Genomic DNA, 20,495 nt, shown 5'->3' with positions numbered 1-20,495 from the left:
CATCAATCTACTAATTTATTTTTCTATGTTTAAGGGTGGTCGTTGTGACAGTAGGTAATCTCGCTAATACGGTTGAAACTGATCCAGGCTATGGGCAGCTAGTGGCGGCTTTGTTTCGCCGTAAGCTTTGGCTCCTGGGTATTTTTCTCACTGTTCTGTCTGCAGTAACCATCTACACGCTCTTGAAAAAGCCCATTTACCAAAGCTCAATGCAGCTCTTGGTAGAGCCCAATTATCAAAGCAAAAAAGATTCTGGAGCCGGGTCAGAGAATCAGTTTGCTGATAGCAATGTGGAAATTGATTACTCGACACAGCTTACTCAAATGCGCAGTTCTCAACTGCTGCAAAAAGCGGTTGTGTTATTACAAGCAGAGTATCCCAAATTAGAAGCGGCAGAACTCCAGAAAGCGCTGGTCTTGACACAAGTTGAGGAAGATAAGGTAAAAACCAAAATTTTCCAGGCCGTCTACACCAGTGATGACCCAGAAAAAACGCAGAAAGTGCTGATGGCAGTGCAGCAGGTTTACAAGGACTATAACCGAGAGCAACAGAAGCTGCGGTTGACTCGCGGATTAGCGTTTGTGGATGAGCAACTGCCCCTCGTGGAAAAGCAGGTCGATCGCGCCGAAGATGCCATGGAACGCTTCCGCAAAAGCCAAAATCTGGTTGATCCGGAAGTGCAGTCGCGCGCCTTGATTGATGCCCTCAGCAATCTTCAGAAGGAGCAGCAGACTAACCAGGCGCAGATACGAGAAGTACAGGGTCGCTACCAAACACTGCAACAAGAACTGGCACTGTCGCCACAGCAGGCTCTCATAGCCGCACGGCTGAGCCAGTCGTCTCGGTATCAAAGCCTGTTAAATGAGATTCAAAAGAGTGAGCTGGCGATCGCGCAACAACGCCTGCGCTTCAAGGCGGCCAGTCCTTACGTGCAACAGGCGATCGACCAACGGCAACGGCAACGCGATTTACTGGCAGCAGAGGTGCAGCGAATTTTGGGTAACAATGCTGCACAAGTCAACGTTAAAGGCGACGGAGGGCTCAGTGTCGGACAGTTAAGCGCCACCGATCTGACCCTGGCAAACGCACTGGTAGACGCACAGGTGAATCTGGTGGCGTTGCAAGGTCGTGCTCAAAGCTTGAACGAAGCAGAGCGATCGCTCCAACAACAGCTCCGACGCTTTCCCAGTCTGCTGGCAGAGTATGGTCGGCTGCAGCCCAATGTTCAGATTGGGCGGAACACCTTGCAACAATTGTTAAAAGCCCGCCAGGATATTGCCCTTGAAATTGCACGTGGTGGTTTTGATTGGCAGGTGGTTGAAGAACCCAAGCTCGGTAAGCAAATTGGCCCTAATGTGAAACAGAACATTCTGCTAGGAGCCGTTGCCGGTCTGATGCTAGGCAGTGTAGCCGCCTTCATTCGAGACACCATGGACGACGCCGTCCATAATGCCGATGACTTGAAGCAAGTTGCTGTACCGCTTTTGGGCATGGTGCCAGCCCTCCAGTATGAGGGAGGTTTAGCGGCGCTGGTGCCCTTCCGCGAAGTGGGTGTGCCAGCCCCACCCATCATGCAAGTCATTCACTGGCAACCCTTTCGTGAATCCCTGGACTTGATTTACAAAAATATTCAGCTGTTGCCGAGTGCAGCTGGATTACGTTCCCTGGTGGTTACCTCGGCATTAGCAGGCGAAGGTAAGTCGACGATCGCCCTCGGTTTAGCCATTAGCGCCGCGCGCCTGCATCAGCGGGTACTGCTAGTCGATGCGGATCTGCGTCGTCCTAGCTTACACCAGCAGCTTGACTTACCCAACAACTATGGGCTGTCGACACTGCTCACACGGCACACTCCGCTCCGACATCATGGCGATTTTCAGCCGTCGCACCGCTATACCGACATTCCCCTGTCGATTCTCACCTCCGGCCCCACACCAACTGATCCTGCCCAACTCTTGAGCGCTGAACGCATGGGTGATTTAGTGCAGGCTCTGGAGCAAGCCTATGACCTCATCATCATTGATGCCCCCCCGGTTCTGGGTATTGTCGACGCCCTGCTGACCGCATCGTTTTGCAGCAGCATGGTGCTGGTCGGGCGCATTGGTCACGTCACGCGGGCTGAACTGACCCAAGCAACAGCCCTGCTGAGCAAGCTTAATGTCATCGGCGTCATTGCTAACGGGTCTGACCTGACGGCAAATCGCTATCTCTCCTATGAGCGCCAAGGACAGTTAGCCACTCTATAAATTAACACTCCTGCAAATCTACCCTTTCAAGACCCCCAAGCGTATGTCTACCCTTTCCCTTTCCAACCAAGCCGCGATGAGAAAACCATCGCGCGATCGAGCCTCCTATTACACACTCACCTGGCGACAAAAACAGCTCTTACTCACGTTATCTCCCACACAAACGACGCCACTGCTGCCAGCGTTAGAAAGCGAACAATTGCTGGCAGATTGCTTAAAGCGATCGCCCATTCATCTGGTGAAGCTGACGCCTGACATTGGCGAAGCTGCACTGGCACTTTGGGCTGATGCATGTGCCAAAGTCAATAAACCCGCCTACCTGAGCGTACCTAGCATCGCCGCTCTACCCAAAAAGCAAAATCGACTGAAATGGTGGCTCAAACGGCTGGTCGATTGGAGTGCTGCCGCCTTGCTAATACTGGTGATCGGGCCTCTCATGCTGGGACTGAGTTTTTTGATTCGGCTACAATCACCGGGGCCCGTTTTCTTCAGCCAATGGCGCGTTGGTGAGCGGGGCAAGTTGTTCCGGATTCTTAAATTCCGCACGATGGTAACCGGCGCAGAACTGTATCACCACCAGGTGATGGGACACCAGGCAGGGTTGCACAAATGTGAAAATGATCCCCGTGTTACCCCCGTTGGTCGCTGGATGCGGAAATATAGCCTGGATGAGTTACCCCAACTGATCAACGTGCTGAGAGGCGAGATGAGTTTAGTGGGACCACGTCCTTGGGCGCTGTATGATGCCGTGCGGCTCAGCCCAGCCGTGCGACAACGGTTGAACGCGCTACCAGGCATCACAGGCATTTGGCAAGTGACGGGTCGATCGCACCTGCGGGATCTGGATGACGTGAACCGAGTTGACTTGCGCTACATGGGTAGTTGGTCACTTCGTCAAGACTTCAAAATTCTCTTGATGACAGTGCCCAAAGTACTTTCAGGGTTTGGTGCCTTCTAGTGTAGGCGTGAGCGCTTGCTGACGCCACAGCTTCCATTGACAATAAGGCTACCGCAACCCTTTACCGAAAATTCATGCTCCTAAGACTTCCTGCACCCCTCCGACGATCGTTCAAACGAACACTGAAAGCCACTAGCTTTTGGCAGGAAAACTACACCATCCTGCGTGAGTTTAAGCATTTTCCACTCGTAGCGATCCTCGCGATCGGGTGCGCTATGGGAGCAGCTTCTTTTGAGGGCTTTAGTTTTGGCTTCCTGCTGGCATTCTTACAAAGCTTAGTCAATCCAGATGCTCCCCCCTTTCACACGGGCTTAGGCTGGTTTGACCAGTGGATTTTGGGCGTCAGCGAATCTTCAACCAATCGTCTGTATCGCGTCTCAGCGCTGATTTTGGCAGCAACCTGGATTCGGTCTGGCTTTAACTATTTGACTCAGGTTTACACAGAATTGACCCAGCAAAAACTGGTCGATCGCCTGCGAAAACAAATTTTTGAGCAACTGCAAGCGCTGAGTCTCGGTTATTTCTCCAAAACGAACTCCGGCGAATTACTCAATACACTCACCAGTGAAATTGGCAGACTGCAAGCTGCCTTCGGTCTACTTTCGTTCATCATTACGCGCAGTCTGACGCTCACTGTCTACGTCTACCTGATGTTTCGGCTCTCGTGGCAGCTATCCATCGTCTCGTTGACGCTCTTCATCCTGCTTTCAGTTGCTTTGTCTGGGCTAATGACGCGGATTCGGCAGGCTAGCACGGGGGTATCATCGTCCAATGGTCGCTTTACTGCCACGGCAATGGAGTTCATCAACGGCATCCGTACCGTACAGGCATTTGCGACCCAAGACTTTGAGCGGCGACGCTTCTACAAAGCAAGCAGCGATGTTTTAGACGCTTCCATGAAAGCGACCAAAGGGTATGCGTTGGTGCGTCCGCTTGCAGAGGCCTTAGCCACGACGGTGCTGATTGGCATGATCATTCTGGCACTGACCTTGTTTGTCACCAATGGCATTATGCAAACGGCGACGCTGCTGACGTTTTTGTTTATTTTGTTTCGCCTGGTACCAGCCCTACACGAAATTAACGGCAGTCGAGCAGCAATGGGCGGTTTTTGGGGATCGCTGAACAACATTAGAGAGTTGCTGGAGACCGAAAACAAGCCCTATTTAAAGGACGGACATCTTCCCTTTTCGGAATTGCGTCAGGCCGTTACGTTTAAGTCTGTTGACTTTGGCTATGATTCCGAGCAATTTGTCCTCAACAACATCAATCTGACGATTAAGCAGGGCGAAATGACGGCTCTGGTCGGCGCGTCGGGAGCTGGCAAAACCACTCTCGTTGACTTAATTCCCCGCTTTTACGATCCAACGAGGGGAGGCATTTTCATTGATGGTGTTGATTTGCGGGAGTTTCAAATTAATTCGCTGCGGCGACGTTTTGCGATCGTCAGCCAGGATACGTTCATCTTCAACACGACTGTACACGACAACATTGCCTACGGCACAGAAGGAGCCACAGAGGACGACATTATTGAAGTGGCGAAATTGGCAAACGCTCTAGAGTTCATCCAGGAGATGCCTGAAGGCTTTGATACTCGCCTGGGCGATCGTGGAGTGCGGCTCTCAGGCGGACAGCGACAACGGATCGCGATCGCGCGTGCGATTCTCCGCAATCCTGACATCCTCATTCTGGACGAAGCCACCAGTGCCCTCGATTCAATTTCTGAACGGCTCATTCAGGCATCGCTCGAAAAGTTAGCAGAAGGACGCACCGTAATTGCGATCGCCCACCGTCTTTCGACCATCATTCGCGCCGACAAAGTTGTCGTGATGGAGCAGGGACGTGTTGTTGAAGAAGGCTCCTACCAGGAACTGCTTGATCAACGCGGCAAGCTCTGGAACTATCACCAAATGCAGTACGAAGTGGGCGATCGCGGCAATGTTGGTGCGATCGCCGAAGCCACCATCACAGGAGCCACCAATACCGAACAGTTTTAGTTAGCAAAGCCTGCGATCGCAGTCCTCAATTTATGGAGCAGAAGAAGTGATTAGTTGTTAGAAAGACGCTGACCACTGCTCCCTAACCGCTCAATCAACTCAATACGCTTCTGACTCCTGACTCCTCTCTCCACTCAAAACTGTCCATGAAAGTGCTGTTGCTCAACAATTACCCAATGGATCACGCCTGGGAACTCTGGCAAAACGGCGAGTATCCCGGACAGCATCTTTGGGGGGCAACGCATCTTGCCAAACATGGCATTGAGGTTGAAATTGTGCCGTATCAAACGTCTAGGCTGCTCAATAAAATTGGACGCAAAATCGGTTTGGGCGATCATCTTGATCAGCAGCTTTATGTTCTGTTCAGCCGCGCCAACTATGACGTTGTTTACTCCGCCTGCCAGACCAATACATTTCTGCTAGCGTGCTTACGATCGCTCAAATTGTTTCACAAACCGCTAGTTGCTCTCATTCATCATCCCTTCAGTCACTCATTCAAAAAGGCTCTCTTTCTCCAAGGGCACGATCGCTTACTGTGTCTCAGTGAAAAAGTCATGGAGCCGTTTGCACAGAAACCTGATATCTACAAAAAGATGGACTTTATTGGATGGGGAGCAGATCTACCATTCTATGATGCAGGGTCACAAGATGTAGCAACGATCGCCAGCTCACCAACTATCGTCAGCGCTGGCAAAACTGAACGTGACCATGACACGTTGGTCAAAGCGTGCCTCAACATTGAATGTGCACTGAAAGTTTACTGCTCTGCAAATACAATACCCCGTATTATCAACTTGCCCGATCGTATTCAGATTCATGCAAGCCATTCTGCTCACAATGCTGTTTCGTACCAAGAACTTTTAACCGCCTATCGTAAGGCCTTTGCGATCGCAATCCCACTCACAAAGACCCATAATTTAGCCGGTCTGACCAGTTTGATTGACGCTATAGCAGTGGGCAAACCAGTCGTCATGACACGCAACCAACACATTGAGCTAGACATCGAAAAAGAAAGGATTGGCCTTTGGGTAGAGCCCGAAGATGTGCAAGGTTGGCAACAGGCGATCGCATATCTCTTAGCAAACCCAGAGGAAGCAGCCGCCATGGGCGATCGTGGTCGTCGTCTTTGCGAAAAAAAATACAATTTAGACGTTTTTACAGACACCTTAGCGAAAACGCTGAATCAAGTACAGGTTTAAGAGTTGTTAGAAGAAATTTAGAAGTCAGAAGTCAGAAGTCAGAAGTCAGAAGTCAGAAGGTAAAAACCAGCGTTAACTCAAAACTTAAAACTCAAAGCTTTCCCCATTAGGACTTACGCAGTTGCCCCCAAACCCCCAATTCTGGGGGCTTTAATAAGCTCAGTTCCCCCAAGCTTGGGGGGTGGGGGGCGAACTTCGACAACTTCTGCGTAAGTCCTGCCCATCTCCTAGTCCCTCATCTGCCCCCACTTTACAGGAGAGACGATGCATCTACGAGAAGCAAACTTAAGCCAAGCTAAGACCTTGCAGAGGCACTCTGATCATGATGCTGGAGCATTGCCACGGCTGACGATCGCCATTCCCACTTACAACCGCTGTCAGTCAGTGACGGCGCTAGTGGACCAGCTCATTCCCCAACTACTACCAGGTGATGAGCTTTTGGTCGTGAATGATGGCTCCCAGGATGGCACGACTGAGGCCTTGCAACGTCTTCCTGCCGTCAAGCTGGTGTCTAATCCATCCAACTACGGCATGGTAAAAACCTGGAATCGCTGCCTTACTGGTGCCTCGCAGGATTGGCTTTGTGTCATTCACGATGACGACAGCGTCGCACCAACTGCGCTTCAAACCATTCGACGAGCCTGCCTGCTGGTAGGCGAGCCCGCGCTCATTGCCCATTGCTCAGTGGACGCGCACCTTGATCAAGCGTTTCGTTACCGACTGGCTGAGCCTGGAGCCTGGTCAGTGCTGAACACAACCACGACGCCTTCTGGAGTCACGCTGCATCGGGACATTGTCAAAGCGATCGGAACCTTTAATGAGCAGTTTTCCTACTCTTGCGATCTGGAATATTTTGCACGCATTTGTGCCCACTATCCATCGCTAGTAATTGAAAACCCTGAGATTTTGTACTACAACCAGCACGACCAAAATTATCAGTACAAAACGTGGCGTCGAGCCGATTTTTGGTCGCAGCTAGAGGCGATTGAACGAACCATTCTTAGCTACGCAAACCTGAGTACGGATGTCGAGCGATATTTTCGCGATCGCATGTCTAACTATGCCCAACACATGTTGAAAACAGCTGCAAAAGCAGAGGATAAAACGCTGTTGCGTCATGTTGGTTCAATGCTTTGGCAGCAGCCATATCTCGGTCGCAGAGTGCGTCTTTCTGCTGGCATTGCGTCTGCGTTTAATACCTATGTAGAACTCTGATTCTGATCGCTTATGTTGAGTATTATTACCCCGGTTTATAACAGTGAACGATTTATTGCGGCCTGCATTGAGGCTGTGATAGGGCAACACTGTTCTGATCTTGAACACATCATCATCGATGGCGGTTCCACCGATCGTACGGTAGATATTATTCAGCAATATGCCGATCGCTACCCTCATATTCGCTGGCGTTCAGAGCCCGATCGTGGACAGTCAGACGCCATGAATAAGGGTATTACGATGGCAAGCGGAACCGTCATGGGCGTACTCAACGTCGATGATGAGTATGAACCCAATGTCTTAAACGATGTTGTCGATCGCTTTCAGTCTTTACCGGAACCGAGTCTTTTAGTCGGCAACTGCAATATTTGGGATGATGACGGCAGATTAATTGAAGTGAATAAACCTGGCAAACTCGGTCTATTCGATTTAGTCGTTGGGGTGAATGTCAACCCCTATCCCTGCAACCCTGCTGCCTACTTTTATCACATATCGCTGCACCAAAGAATTGGACTTTACTCGCTTGATGATCATTATTCAATGGACTTGGATTTTATTTTGAAAGCAGTGCAGGCGGCAAACGTGGTTTATGTCGATCGCACCTGGGGAAATTACCGTCGCCTGGAAGGAACAAAAACAGTGAATGATATGAAAAAGGGACAGATGAATCATCGAGTAAATCAGTTGCTCAAGCATTACCGTAAAGACTTACCGTTACTGCAACAAATGCAGCTAGTTTTGCGCGATCACTGGGCAACAGCCGCTTATTTTTTGCGCAAGCCTCAAGCGTTACCAGAGGCCATCAAAGCAAAAATGTTCAAGCTTTCATCGGCTGCGAGATAATCACTAGCTCAGTGTCTTTCTCGCTTTGCCTCTGGCTGCTCTACCTATGATCGAGATCTTTATGAAACCCAAAGTCAGTATTTTAATTCGCACGAAAAACGAAGCGAAAGATATTGCCAAGACGCTTGATTTAATGATCGAGCAATCGCTACAGCCAGACGAAATCATCGTCGTGGATTCAGGCTCGACGGATGGCACGATCGAGTTGGTAAAACAGCGTCCTGCTGTCAGGCTGCTGACCATGCTGCCTGAAGACTTCACCTTTGGACGATCGCTAAACCTTGGCTTTGCCGCCACGTCAGCAGACATTGTTGTTGCGCTGAGCGCTCATGCGTTTCCCTGCGATCACGATTGGTTAAAGCATCTAGTATTGCCCTTTGCTGATCCTAATGTCGCGGGCGTCTATGGCAAGCAAGTGCCGCATCCTGACGCCTATCCCCCTGTAGAGCGGGATTACTGTAGCTTTTATAGCGATCAACCACGCGTACAAACCAACCCAAACGAACTGAGCGATCGTGTGTTTTCCAATGCCAATGCCGCAATTCGTCGTCAGTGCTGGGAAAAACGTCCCTTCAATGAAGTACTCTCTGGATGCGAAGACGTGGAGTGGGCATGGGCAATCCTCGCGCTGGGCAAAAAAATCATCTATGCACCAGAGGCGGCGGTCTATCACTCTCACAATGAGCCGCTGCGCCAGGTCTATAAGCGCACCTATCGGGAAACGCTAGCGCTGCAAGCCCTGTATGGCTACGATACCGGCCTGCGTGATGCCTGGAAAAGCTGGCACCAATCCGTCCTGGCAGATTGGCAGTTCATTCTAAAGTCTGGCAAAGATCGTCAATGGCTGTTGCGATCGCCACTGTATCGACTGTTTTGGACGTATGGCTATCTCAGCCCCAGCCTGCCAGCAGCACTCTGGAAACCTCTTTATAAACAGTGGCAGCGGCAGTGGACACGGGGAACGACACCGAAAGGGGCCAGCTCATGAGGTGCTTGATCATTGCATCGGCCACTGTGTGTGGTGGAGCCGAAGCCTATGCGCTGGCGATCGCAACGGCAGCAGCTCAAGCAGGATGGGAGACCCATGCAGCCTTTCCTCAGACGGAAGAAAACACCTCGTTGCGACAGGCATTGGCAACTAGTCAGGTCTTCTACCACCCTCTAGACATTGCTGAGACGCTGAGTCGGGGCATACAAGCGATGAGCGACGCCTTTTTACGTTTCACCCGCACGCGTGCGCTGCTGCTCGCCCTCCAACCAGATGTAGTACTCATCAACCTACCCTGGGCAGACCATTGTTTGGGCAGCCTTCTTGCCTGTGGACGGCTGCAGATGCCAACAGTCGTGATGTTTCACCTGATTCCACCAGAGTTGATTCCACTGAGCCGATCGCGCTTGCGTGCGTATGCCTGGATGCGAACCAGACAGCAGCAATGGCTCACCAACTCTAAAGCGAACTGCAATCTGCTTGCCGCCTTATTCCAGATGCCTACCAGCGACATTCGGTACATCTACAACGGCATCAAGTTGCCTTCAACATTGGACTGTAACCCTTCAGCACAAGCAACTTTACGTCAAGCGGTACGGCAGGAATTGGGAATTCCTGCAAATAGTAAGGTTCTCTTAACTGCCAGTCGGCTAGTACCGCAAAAAGGGTATACCGATTTAATTGATGCGATTCCAACGCTGCTTGAGGAGTATCCTGATCTCCGGTTTGTCTGGGCTGGAGAGGGCGAACAACGGCAAGAACTATACGATCGCCTGCAAAAAGCCGCGATCGCAGACAAAGTGCTCCTACTCGGACACCGTTCTGATTTGCCTCGCCTGCTGCTTGCAGCAGATTTATTTGTGTTTCCAACTCGGTTTGAAGGACATCCTTTTGCCTTGCTAGAAGCGATGGCCTATGGTGTGCCCATTGTGACTACCAATGCCAGCAGTATTCCTGAAGTCATGGAACATCAAGTGCATGGACTGCTATGCCGTGCAGGAGAGAGTGACGAGTTGCATCACTCCATTCGTTGGGCACTGCAGCACCCTGAGCAAATGCAGCGCATGGCACAGCAGGCAAAGAAACAGGTACAAATATTTACTCAAACGGCCATGATTGAGCAAACATTGAGTCTGCTGCAAAAGCTCCCATCAACATCGCAAGCAAGGAATCATTACACAGCAGTCTCCGAGTCAATCAACTAATTCTTTTTAAAACCAAAGTCCTTTGTTTTAGTAATGCAATTCAGCTCAGGAAAAGGAAAAATTAATGGTTCACCGCTCATTTAATAGTCGTCAGAGTGATACGAACTCAACAAATGCTATCGACATTTTATGTTTAGATAGTTCTTGAAATTCACTCACCGAACAGTTTCAAGAAAAGCCGATTATGTTGAAACCTCTCTACGTCGATCAGAAAAATGCTGCACGACCATTTAAAGTTTGCCTATTTGATCCAGGCATTGCAGATCACAACAGATCACCCAGCGAAAATCTGGGCGATCTCATTATTCAAAAAGCGGTCTTGCGCGAGATTAAACATATTTTCGGCGATCAACAAACCGCCAAAATTTCAACTCATGTGCCATTAGAGGAAAAGCATTTTCAGATTATCCAAGAAAGTTCTGTTGTTTTAGTCGGCGGCACAAATTTACTGTCATCGCAGATGAACCACTACAACCAATGGAAAATCTTTTTTCGAGATGCACTACGGTTACAAAAACGGGTCATCTTACTCGGTGTAAGCTGGTGGCAATACCAGGGTAGGCCAAACCTCTATACCATGGCACTACTACATCTGGCGCTATCGTCAAGCTGCATACATTCAGTGAGAGATCACTATACAGAGTTGAAATTACGCTCGATGGGTTTCTGGAATGTGATTAATACAGGTTGTCCTACCATGTGGACGCTGGCTAACTTAAAGTCTGCCGACATTCCGCACACAAAGGCAGAAAATGCGCTGTTGATGCTGACCGATTACTCTCGCAATGTTGAACTTGATCGGACGCTGTTAGAACTTGTCATCTCGTGCTATAAAACCGTTTATTTTTGGCCTCAAGGGGCAGGCGATTCTGACTATGTTAAGAGTTTCAATCTACCTGTTACGTTACTCGATCGATCGCTAGCGATGCTAGAGAATTTGCTCAAGTTTGAGCCATCATTGGATTATATTGGCACCCGTCTGCATGGTGGCATTCGCTGCCTTTTAGCAAGACGACGATCCTTAATTCTCAAGATTGACCATCGTGCTGCCGAAATTGCTCGATCGACTGGCTTACCATCAGCCGATCGCCATGATTTCAAGTCTATACAACAATGGATTAACGCTCCCTTTGTCACCAGAATTACCATTGACACTGCCGCAATTGAGCGATGGCGACACCAATTTCAATCTATAATCGCTTGAACAACATTCATTAGCTAGACGCCAAAAAGAGGTTTTAATGCTTAAGTAACTCAGTAGCAAGTATCGCTAAACCCAATGTCGATTATTTGCTACTGGTTGCTCACCACTCCTTGCTCACGATCGTCGTTCTTGTTCTTGTTCATCTGCCACCTCTCTTCCCTATGCGAGTGCTTTTTGTCTCAACCCACTTTCCAAGTGATCTGCGGCTTGATGTGCAGGGCACGTATAAGCGGATGGCCATGTTTGTTGAAGCGTTGCAATTGATGCTGCAAGACCAACGTTCCGCAAAGGCGGCATTGGATGTGCTGTTTTACGTTCCACCTGAAACCGATACATCACCAGAGGCGATCGCGGCCACTGAGAAGGCCCTTTCAGAACACTGGAACCTACCCATCACTCTGTTTCTGTGTCCAGAGTTCATGCATGCCAAGCCGCTTTCAAAATGGCAACAGCAAACACCGGGAATGCTGAACTTTTTTCAGCAGCGTGACTTGATTCGTACCAGCCAACCGAAGCAAATTCAGGCCTTTGAAGCCTGTCTAAGCCGTCAACCGGATGCAGTGTTTATCCATCGGCTGCGATCGATGTGTCCCGCAATGCTGACTCAAAAGCCGCTGCCGCCCATTTTCTTTGACCTGGACGACATTGAGCACATCGCTTTCTTACGCGACATTCGGCAACCACCCACGCGACTGATCACGTCTCTCTACTATTTACAACTGCCAGCGTTTTGGTGGGGCGAACGGCAAGCAATCCGGTTGGCAAAGCAAACCTATGTTTGTTCACAACACGATGAGGAGTATTTAACCAGGCAGGGCTTAGCCGATGTCGTCTCCATTCCCAATGCGGTCACGATGCCCCGACCGCAACCACTAACGGCAGAGCCAACCCTCATGCTGCTGGGAGCGTATCACTATTATCCGAACATCAACGCGGCTAATTTTTTGATTGAGAACGTGTTTCCGATCGTCCGTCAGCAGTTGCCCGAAGCTCGTTTGATTATTGCTGGCAAACAGCCTGAGAATATTCGCACCTACCGCAGCAACCCACCAGGCGTAGAATTCACAGGCTTTGTGGATGATTTGGACGCGTTGTATTGTCGATCGCGGGTAGTCTGTTGCCCCATTCTGTCGGGCGGCGGTACACGCGTAAAACTGGTTGAAGCTGCGGCTTATGGCAAACCTATCGTTTCGACTCGTATTGGGGCAGAAGGACTGGTCTTTAAGGATGGTCAAGATTTTGTGCAGCGAGATGAGCCACAAGCATTCGCCGCTGCCTGTGTGGCCCTCTTACAAAACGATGATCGGTGCGGTCGGCTAGGGGCATCAGCTCGAGTGACCGCAATCAAGCACTACGATCGTGCCAACATTGTGCACTCAATTCGCCGCTCCATGCAGCAAGCGTTAGGACTCACAAAAACGCCAACACCGCTTCTTTCAAGCCCCAGTTAAGCACCGTTAGATGATCCGCAACTGATGGAAATTTTACAACTATGCCCCAAACTTCCCCCCGCGATCGATGGCATTGGTGATTATGCCTTGACGTTAGCGAATGGACTGTTGCAACACGGTATTCGCACACAGTTTATGACGTTTCCACAAGAGCATGCCTTAGACGACCATCGCTTTCCGCATCTTCACTTGCCTGTTGAGAGCCCGCAGGCGTTTGTTAAAGCAATTCCAACACGCATTCAAGCCGTTGTTTTACACTATTCAGACTATCCTTACGATCCCAAACGTGGCGCACCCAATTGGTTGGTTAAAGCCCTGAAATCTATGCAGCAAGAGCGATCGCTTCCACTCATCATTGTGTTTCACGAATTCCCATCGTTCTATTTATTAAAGAAAACCTTTTATCTCTTTCCCTGGCAGCAACAAGTTGCCTGGAAGCTGGCAACCTTAGCCAACGCCATTGTGACCAATAATGCTGTCACAAAGACAATACTAACCAGACGGTTACGGCAACCAATCATCAATCTGCCTGTGTTTTCTAATATTGGTGAATGTGATCAACCACTACCGCTGGAGCAACGGCAGCGACGCTTAATTGTTTTTGGCACATCCGGACGCCGCGCCAGAATTTATCAGCGATCGCAGGCAATGCTCATCAATAGCTGTAGGCTTTTAGGGATCCAAGAAATCTGTGATGTGGGGCCGTCTTTGCATCTCAACCAGCCAGAAATCGCAGGCATTCGACTGGTTGAAAAAGGCAAACAGCCCGCCGCTTTGATTAGCCAGTTGCTCTCTGATTCCCTTGCAGGAATCGTCTACTCTACTGATAATGGTCGTTTAGCAAAATCAGGTGTTTTCGCCACCTATTGCGCTCATGGACTGGTGCCGATCGTCACACAGAATCGATCACCCCTTATGGATGGATTGAAAACAGATGAGCAATTTTTATTCGCTGGAGTGCAAGCAAAACAGTTGGCAATGGAGCAAATGCAGGCGATCGCAGATGCAGCCCATCAGTGGTATGAGACTCACAATCAGATGAATACAGTCAACGTCTTTGCCTCTCGGCTTTTAAGCCTGGTAGAGCAAAAAATATTGTCTTAGACCCTATTGACTTAGACACGTTTCTTCAATCAAAACTCTGCCTCGTAAACAACATTCTTTTTGATTCTTCTTTCTATCAGTAGGTCGTTATGCAAGTGAGCCAAGCATCACCATCTAAATCAGTGAACGCAATACCGTTAAGACAGTTGTCGATCGTCATCATTGCGCAGAACGAAGAGGAATGTATCGCCAACGCCATTCGATCGTGCAAACCGTTTGCTGATGAAATTGTGGTTGTAGACAGTGGTAGCGAGGATGCCACTGTTCAGATCGCTCACGATCTCGGCTGTCAGGTTTATCACAATCCCTGGTCGGGCTACTCCAATCAGCGTAATTTTGGTGCTGACAAGGCACAGCACGATTGGATTTTCTTCATTGATGCGGATGAGGTGATTGACAATCGTCTGTCAAATGCATTGCTGGAATGGAAGCAGGCACCCACGATCACAGCCAACGCCTTCTCTGCTGTTCGCATCGGCGACTTTTGGGACACCTGGCTCGACACACGACCGGAGTACCACACACGTCTTTACAACAAAACCGTGTTTCGCATTAAAGACGTGCTGGTGCATGAAGGCCCCGATATCAAAGATGCTCCCGTGGTGAAACTGCCAGGCGTGATCTGGCATTACGGGTTCCGCGACATCAGCGATTTAGTGATTCGCTTCAATCGCTACACCGACTTGGATGCCCAGCAGGCTCACCGTACCGGCACACGCTTTAGCCTGCTCCGCCTGGTGCTCAAACCCTTGGCTAAATTTGTACAGCAGTACCTCTGGTACGGCATGTTTCGTCAGGGCATGGCGGGTTTTACCCTCTCTGGATTGTGGAGTTTTTATATCTTTTTGAAGGAAGCCAAGCTGTACGAAATTGATTGGAAAGCGAGGCGACAAGGCAGGAAATGAGTTTTGAATGATCAATTTTGAGTTTTGAGTTTTGAATTATGAGTTTTGAATTAATTGAGCGGTCAGCAGTCAGCTTTCTTCTAAAAACTAAAAACTCCTTTAGCCTTTAGCCTGTCCCCTTCAACTTTTCCCGATGCAAACCGATGTCGCCACTCCCAGTCGTCGCCCCCAGTTTGGTTTACAGCCAACGCTGGCGTGGACTGCCATGTTAGGATTGGTGTTCTTCTCATTGCTCTGCATCCTGGCGCATGCGGGTGGGTTGCTGCGGTTGGCCTATCCTGCTGGGGCGCTGGCAGTTGGGCTTTTTCTGTTTCGGCGCTATCCAGTGCTCTATCTGGGCTTTGCCTGGTGGCTCGCGTTCTTGACTCCGTTTGTCAGGCGCTTGATCGACTTTCAGAGTGGTTGGGTTGATCCAAGCCCTGTGTTGCTGGCACCGTTTCTGGTGATGATGCTGACGGGGTTGACCTTTGTGCAGCATTTTCCCCGTTACCTGAGACAGGATGGGTTGCCGTTTATTTTATCGGCGGGGGGAGTTCTCTATGGCATGTTGGTCGGTCTCATTAAGTACCCACCGACGGCAGTTGTGGTGCCGCTGCTGAACTGGTTAGCGCCTATTCTGTTTGGCTTTCATTTGTTCGTTAACTGGCGGAGCTACCCGGCCTATCGCCAGAATTTAGAGCGTGTGTTTTTGTGGGGCGTGCTGGTATCAGGAGCATACGGGGTACTGCAATATCTCATCGCACCAGAATGGGATCGCTTTTGGTTGATTAATTCAAAGTCGATCGCGTTTGGTACGCCAGAGCCCTTGGGAATGCGCGTCTTCAGCACCATGAATTCGCCGGGGCCGTTTGCCACCGTGATGATGGCGGGACTCCTGTTGCTGTTTAGCAGTCAGAGTATGTTGCGGTTTGCGGCAGTCGGCGTCGGTTATCTATCGTTTTTGCTCTCGCTGGTGCGATCGTCCTGGTTGGGGTGGGTGGTGGGCGTGGTGATGTACATTCCATCGCTCAAGCCACGACTGCAGATGCGATTGATTGTGACGATTTTGGTGATGGCAATCTGTGTGATTCCGCTCGTGAATATGCAGCCATTTTCAGGGGCGATCGCGGCGCGGCTGCAAACCTTCTCGAATACGCAGAACGACGTGAGCTACAACCAGCGCCTGGAAGGATACGGTCAGATTTTGGGTGATGCGCTGGCAGAAATTCCAGGCAACGGGCTGGGCTTTGTGCTGGCGAACGATAGCCTGGGCAGCAATGATAGCGGCATTCTGTCAATGCTGTTTAACCTGGGTTGGTTCGGGACTATCCCCTATCTGGGCGGCATGATTCTGCTGTTTTTTAGCCTGTTTCGGGGAACAGAGGGGCGATCTGACCCCTTTGTCAGCGCGTCACGTGCCATCAGCCTGGGTGTGTTTGCCCAAATCGGCTTGGGCAGTTCGACGCTGGCGTTATCGGGCGTCGTGATGTGGAGTTTTGCAGGTATCGCACTGGCAGCTCAACGCTTCTATCGTCAGCAACAGCTGCTGTCGGAGGTAGGAAGCGAATGAGGGCATCAAGTGGGAAGGATCTACCCGTCGCTGACAGCACTGCTGTGACCGATCAGATAGGAGCAGTGGGTTCTACAGCAGCCTCGATCGCGTTGCAAAAAGCGGTAAAACCTCGCTTAGAAGGCATTCAGATCTGTCGGGGCGTTGCCGCTTTGCTGGTGCTGCTGTTCCACATCACTCAACTGAGCCAAGAAAAGCTGGGTCAGCCGTTTTTAGGTAACTTGTTCACCTTTGGTGGTGCTGGAGTCGATTTTTTCTTTGTACTCAGTGGCTTTATTATTTTCTTCGTTCATCAAGCCGATATTGGTCAGCGCAATCGACTCAAACCGTTTATTCTCAAACGACTCATTCGGATTTATCCGCTCTATTGGCTGATCACCTTAGCCATACTGCCCATCTACTTCTTAGCGCCTCAAGTGGGCTACGGCCATGAACGTGATTTAGCGGTCATTGTTCAATCGTTATTGTTAGTGCCCCAGCCGCATCTTCCTATCTTAATTGTGGGCTGGTCATTGACCCATGAAATGCTTTTTTATGTCGTCTTTGCACTCGCCATCGTACTACCGCTCAAACGATTTCGTTATTTGCTATTGGGATGGCTCTTCGGTACAGTTGTTCTCTTCTTAGACAGTCTTTCAGGTAGTATCAACCCAGAGAAGCACTTTCTGCTGCAGTTTCTGTTTAACGCTCACAATCTTGAGTTTCTGCTGGGCTGTTTAGCGGCTTGCCTGGTGCTACTGAACCGTTTGAAGCTAAAGAGTACCTTTTTCTTACTGTTAGGTACGTCATGCTTTCTCCTCTTTGGTTTTGCTCAAGCGGAGCGATCGCTCATTCTGAATCCCGTTCTTGCTTATGGCATACCGTCAACGCTGATCGTCTTTGGTGCAGCGGCCTTCGACTTGCAACGATCGCGCCGCCAAACAACGACATTGCTAGCACGACTATTTACGTCTTTGGGTGATGCTTCTTATTCGGTTTATTTGACACACTATCTCTGTCTCTCGGTACTGTTGAAGCTGATCGTCACAACCCATCTGCTTGACCGTATTGGTTATCCAGTTACTGCTGGTTTGTTGCTGACAACCACACTCGTCACAGGGTATCTCACCTATTTATGGATTGAAATGCCAATGGTCAATGGTCTAAGACAAATAATCATGAGCCCCAAAGCAAGCGCAACACAGCCTCTCGATCCAGCGTCTCCAACAACGGCAATGAAGATTCTTTTTCTTGACCAAAGTGGTGCACTGGCAGGTGCGGAATTGTGTCTCTTGGATATTGTGCAGCCGTATCGCGATCGATGCCTGGTTTGTCTCTTCACCAATGGTCCGTTTGAAGCGGCGTTGAGCAAACATGGAGTACCAGTCAAGGTCTTGGAAACAGAACCCATTCAGGTGCGGAAAGACAGCGGTTTAGTGCAGGGATTGCAAAGCCTCGGGCAACTGCTACCAATAGCGATGAAAGTAGCGCGTCTCAGCCGTCGCTACGATCTGATTTATGCCAACACTCAAAAGGCATTGGTGGTCGGTGTACTGGCAAGCCTGTTCAGTCGCCGTCCGCTGGTGTTCCATTTGCACGACATTCTTTCCGACGATCACTTTAGCCCGACGAATCGCCGTCTTGCTGTCACCTTAGCCAATCGCTTTGCCAGTCAAGTGATCGCCACCTCAGAGGCTAGCCGGGATGCATTTATTGACGCGGGTGGACGGGCAGATTTAGCGGCTGTGGTTTACAACGGTTTTGAATTAGCCACATACAAGCAAGCAAGTGGGATGACAACCCAGTTAAAGCAACAGCTTGGGCTAGACGATCGCTTTGTGGTAGGGCATTTTAGCCGTCTGTCTCCCTGGAAAGGACAGCATATTTTGCTTGAAGCGTTGCCTCACTGCCCTGCCGATGTTGTCGCTCTCTTTGTTGGTGATGCGCTTTTTGGTGAACAGGACTATGTGCAGACACTTAAGGCACAAGTAGACGCGTTAGGGCTACAAGACCGAGTGCGTTTCTTAGGCTTCCGCTCTGATGTCGTACCGTTAATGCAGGCGTGTAATGTGGTGGCTCACACCTCTACAGCACCCGAGCCCTTTGGGCGTGTCATTGCCGAAGCCATGCTCTGTGGGCGACCTGTCATCGCTTCTGCCTCTGGCGGCGCTGTGGAATTAGTCGAGTCAGGCGTCACTGGTTGGTTAGTGCCACCAGGCGATGTACAGGCACTAGCCGCCGCGATCGCCCACTGCCGCGATCATCCAGAGCCCGTTCACACAATTGCCCAAGCTGCCCAAGTCGAGGCCACGCAACGCTTTGACATCAATCACATTTGGCAACAGATCGATCAATTGTTGCAAGCGGTAGTCAGCAGTCAGCGGTCAGAATTAAGGCAAATCTCCTTTGGAGACGCTTCGCGTTTCTGGAATGCCAAAGGCTATACAACATTCAAAAATTCCCCTCCATCGCCATCTCCCCTCCCCCCCTCCCCCTCTCACCCTATGCCCTTTTCTCCCTCTACGCCCTTCCTCAGCGTTTTCCTTCCCGCCCTCGAAGGCGGTGGTGCCGAACGAGCGATGCTTCATCTTGCAGAAGGTTTGGCAGGACGTGGCTTCAAAATTGACCTGGTACTGGCAGAGACCAAAGGAGCCTATCTAGACACCGTGCCGTCCTCGATTCGGATTGTGGACTTGAAGGCACGATCGCCACTGCTGGTATCGAAAACACTGGCACTGCGTCGCTACTTACAACAGGAACAACCGTCCGTACTCTTTTCGGCCCTGGATATTCTCAGTTCTGCAACCTGGGCACAACGATTAGCTGGCGTACCCACTCGAGTTGTGATGTGTGTGCAAACGAATCTGTCGCAGCAGTTTCGTGATCATCAACCCAACACGATCGGCCGGATCAGACCCAAATTGGTGCGCTTATTTTACCCGTGGGCAGATGCGATCGTGGCGGCATCCAAAGGTGTTGCAGAGGATGTTGCTCGGTTAACAGGAATCTCATCAGACACCATTCGAGTGATTTATAACCCGGTCGTCACGCCTGCGGTGCTTGCAAAAATGCAGCAGCCCGTTGACCATCCCTGGTTCGCAACAGGAGAACCACCCGTCATTCTGGGTGTCGGTCGTTTGGTCAGTCAGAAAGACTTTCCCACTCTGGTAGAGGCGTTTGCGATCGTGCGCAAACAGCGATCGGCACGGCTGATGATTTTAGGCGAAGGCGAAGATCGGGCAAAGCTGGAGGCACAGATCCGTGCACTGGGCTTGCAAGACGACGTAGCGCTACCGGGCTTTGCCGAAAATCCCTATGCCTACATGGCTCATGCCAGCGTTTTTGCACTGTCCTCAATTTTTGAAGGCTTTGGCAATGTCGTCGCCGAAGCGATGGCAGCAGGCACCGCGATCGTCTCCACCGATTGCCCCAGTGGACCCGCCGAAATTTTGGAGGGTGGCAAGTATGGCAAGCTGGTTCCCGTAAACGATCCGGCAGCGCTGGCAGAGGGTATCCTAGCTACCTTGCAAGCGCCGATCGCCGCTGATGTGCTCCGCCAACGTGCCCAGGAATTTTCAGTCGATCGCGTTACCGATCAGTACATCCATGTGCTGTCGCAACTAACACACCAGAAGGCTCTTCAGGTCAGTTAAGCAAC

The 20,495-nt window shown here is 50.4% G+C and carries 14 protein-coding genes; all 14 read left to right on the top strand.

What is annotated here, in order from left to right:
* Nucleotides 1–44: 44 nt before the first annotated feature.
* The 14 genes from C7B82_RS25830 (at nt 45) to C7B82_RS33985 (ending at nt 20,490) form a co-directional block, all read left to right on the top strand.
* Nucleotides 45–2,243: a GumC family protein gene (locus tag C7B82_RS25830; RefSeq protein WP_219904695.1), complete on the top strand. Its 2,199-nt coding sequence runs from the start codon at nt 45–47 to the stop codon at nt 2,241–2,243.
* Between the two features lie 43 nt (nt 2,244–2,286).
* Nucleotides 2,287–3,201, top strand: coding sequence for a heterocyst development glycosyltransferase HepC (hepC, locus tag C7B82_RS25825; RefSeq protein ID WP_106259626.1), 915 nt, complete (start codon nt 2,287–2,289; stop codon nt 3,199–3,201).
* Between the two features lie 74 nt (nt 3,202–3,275).
* On the top strand, nt 3,276–5,195 hold the full coding sequence (hepA, locus tag C7B82_RS25820) for a heterocyst formation ABC transporter subunit HepA (protein ID WP_106259625.1): 1,920 nt from the start codon (nt 3,276–3,278) through the stop codon (nt 5,193–5,195).
* Nucleotides 5,196–5,341: 146 nt separating this feature from the next.
* Nucleotides 5,342–6,394: a glycosyltransferase gene (locus C7B82_RS25815; RefSeq protein WP_106259624.1), complete on the top strand. Its 1,053-nt coding sequence runs from the start codon at nt 5,342–5,344 to the stop codon at nt 6,392–6,394.
* Nucleotides 6,395–6,658: 264 nt separating this feature from the next.
* Nucleotides 6,659–7,609 (top strand): glycosyltransferase family 2 protein, encoded by a 951-nt coding sequence (locus C7B82_RS25810; protein ID WP_106259623.1) that lies wholly within the window; start codon nt 6,659–6,661, stop codon nt 7,607–7,609.
* Nucleotides 7,610–7,621: 12 nt separating this feature from the next.
* Nucleotides 7,622–8,452 (top strand): glycosyltransferase family 2 protein, encoded by an 831-nt coding sequence (locus C7B82_RS25805; protein ID WP_106259622.1) that lies wholly within the window; start codon nt 7,622–7,624, stop codon nt 8,450–8,452.
* A gap of 61 nt (nt 8,453–8,513) precedes the next feature.
* Nucleotides 8,514–9,440 carry a glycosyltransferase family 2 protein gene (locus tag C7B82_RS25800; protein ID WP_106259682.1) on the top strand — a complete coding sequence of 309 codons (927 nt, stop codon included), beginning with the start codon at nt 8,514–8,516 and terminating at the stop codon, nt 9,438–9,440.
* On the top strand, nt 9,437–10,645 hold the full coding sequence (locus C7B82_RS25795) for a glycosyltransferase family 4 protein (protein ID WP_106259621.1): 1,209 nt from the start codon (nt 9,437–9,439) through the stop codon (nt 10,643–10,645). The genes C7B82_RS25800 and C7B82_RS25795 overlap by 4 nt, the downstream gene beginning before the upstream one ends.
* Before the next feature lie 184 nt (nt 10,646–10,829).
* Nucleotides 10,830–11,849, top strand: a complete 1,020-nt coding sequence (locus C7B82_RS25790) for a polysaccharide pyruvyl transferase family protein (protein WP_106259620.1) — start codon at nt 10,830–10,832, stop codon at nt 11,847–11,849.
* 161 nt (nt 11,850–12,010) lie between these two features.
* Nucleotides 12,011–13,300 (top strand): glycosyltransferase, encoded by a 1,290-nt coding sequence (locus C7B82_RS25785; RefSeq protein ID WP_106259681.1) that lies wholly within the window; start codon nt 12,011–12,013, stop codon nt 13,298–13,300.
* Nucleotides 13,301–13,324: 24 nt separating this feature from the next.
* A complete protein-coding gene (locus C7B82_RS25780) occupies nt 13,325–14,404 on the top strand; it encodes a glycosyltransferase family protein (RefSeq protein ID WP_106259619.1) in 1,080 nt (359 codons plus the stop codon).
* An 89-nt stretch (nt 14,405–14,493) separates the two neighbouring features.
* Nucleotides 14,494–15,309, top strand: a complete 816-nt coding sequence (locus tag C7B82_RS25775; RefSeq protein ID WP_106259618.1) for a glycosyltransferase family 2 protein — start codon at nt 14,494–14,496, stop codon at nt 15,307–15,309.
* A gap of 133 nt (nt 15,310–15,442) precedes the next feature.
* On the top strand, nt 15,443–16,858 hold the full coding sequence (locus tag C7B82_RS25770; RefSeq protein WP_106259617.1) for a glucose-6-phosphate isomerase: 1,416 nt from the start codon (nt 15,443–15,445) through the stop codon (nt 16,856–16,858).
* The gene (locus C7B82_RS33985; RefSeq protein WP_245940095.1) at nt 16,855–20,490 is read left to right on the top strand and encodes a glycosyltransferase; all 3,636 of its coding nucleotides are present in this window, start codon (nt 16,855–16,857) and stop codon (nt 20,488–20,490) included. Before C7B82_RS25770 ends, C7B82_RS33985 begins: the two co-directional genes overlap by 4 nt.
* Nucleotides 20,491–20,495: the final 5 nt, after the last annotated feature.

This window comes from Stenomitos frigidus ULC18, assembly GCF_003003795.1.
Classification (GTDB): domain Bacteria; phylum Cyanobacteriota; class Cyanobacteriia; order Leptolyngbyales; family Leptolyngbyaceae; genus Stenomitos; species Stenomitos frigidus_A.
Note: the sequence above shows the minus strand (reverse complement) of the source record. Positions and strands in the feature narration are given on the sequence as shown.

Excerpts from the sequence above, each read along its gene's own strand:
- hepA (WP_106259625.1), top strand. The coding sequence starts at position 3,276 with ATGCTCCTAAGACTTCCTGCACCCCTCCGACGATCGTTCAAACGAACA.
- C7B82_RS25810 (WP_106259623.1), top strand. The coding sequence starts at position 6,659 with ATGCATCTACGAGAAGCAAACTTAAGCCAAGCTAAGACCTTGCAGAGG.
- C7B82_RS25805 (WP_106259622.1), top strand. The coding sequence starts at position 7,622 with ATGTTGAGTATTATTACCCCGGTTTATAACAGTGAACGATTTATTGCG.
- C7B82_RS33985 (WP_245940095.1), top strand. The coding sequence starts at position 16,855 with ATGAGGGCATCAAGTGGGAAGGATCTACCCGTCGCTGACAGCACTGCT.
- C7B82_RS25770 (WP_106259617.1), top strand. The coding sequence starts at position 15,443 with ATGCAAACCGATGTCGCCACTCCCAGTCGTCGCCCCCAGTTTGGTTTA.
- hepC (WP_106259626.1), top strand. The coding sequence starts at position 2,287 with ATGTCTACCCTTTCCCTTTCCAACCAAGCCGCGATGAGAAAACCATCG.
- C7B82_RS25780 (WP_106259619.1), top strand. The coding sequence starts at position 13,325 with ATGGAAATTTTACAACTATGCCCCAAACTTCCCCCCGCGATCGATGGC.
- C7B82_RS25815 (WP_106259624.1), top strand. The coding sequence starts at position 5,342 with ATGAAAGTGCTGTTGCTCAACAATTACCCAATGGATCACGCCTGGGAA.
- C7B82_RS25795 (WP_106259621.1), top strand. The coding sequence starts at position 9,437 with ATGAGGTGCTTGATCATTGCATCGGCCACTGTGTGTGGTGGAGCCGAA.
- C7B82_RS25790 (WP_106259620.1), top strand. The coding sequence starts at position 10,830 with ATGTTGAAACCTCTCTACGTCGATCAGAAAAATGCTGCACGACCATTT.
- C7B82_RS25800 (WP_106259682.1), top strand. The coding sequence starts at position 8,514 with ATGAAACCCAAAGTCAGTATTTTAATTCGCACGAAAAACGAAGCGAAA.
- C7B82_RS25775 (WP_106259618.1), top strand. The coding sequence starts at position 14,494 with ATGCAAGTGAGCCAAGCATCACCATCTAAATCAGTGAACGCAATACCG.
- C7B82_RS25785 (WP_106259681.1), top strand. The coding sequence starts at position 12,011 with ATGCGAGTGCTTTTTGTCTCAACCCACTTTCCAAGTGATCTGCGGCTT.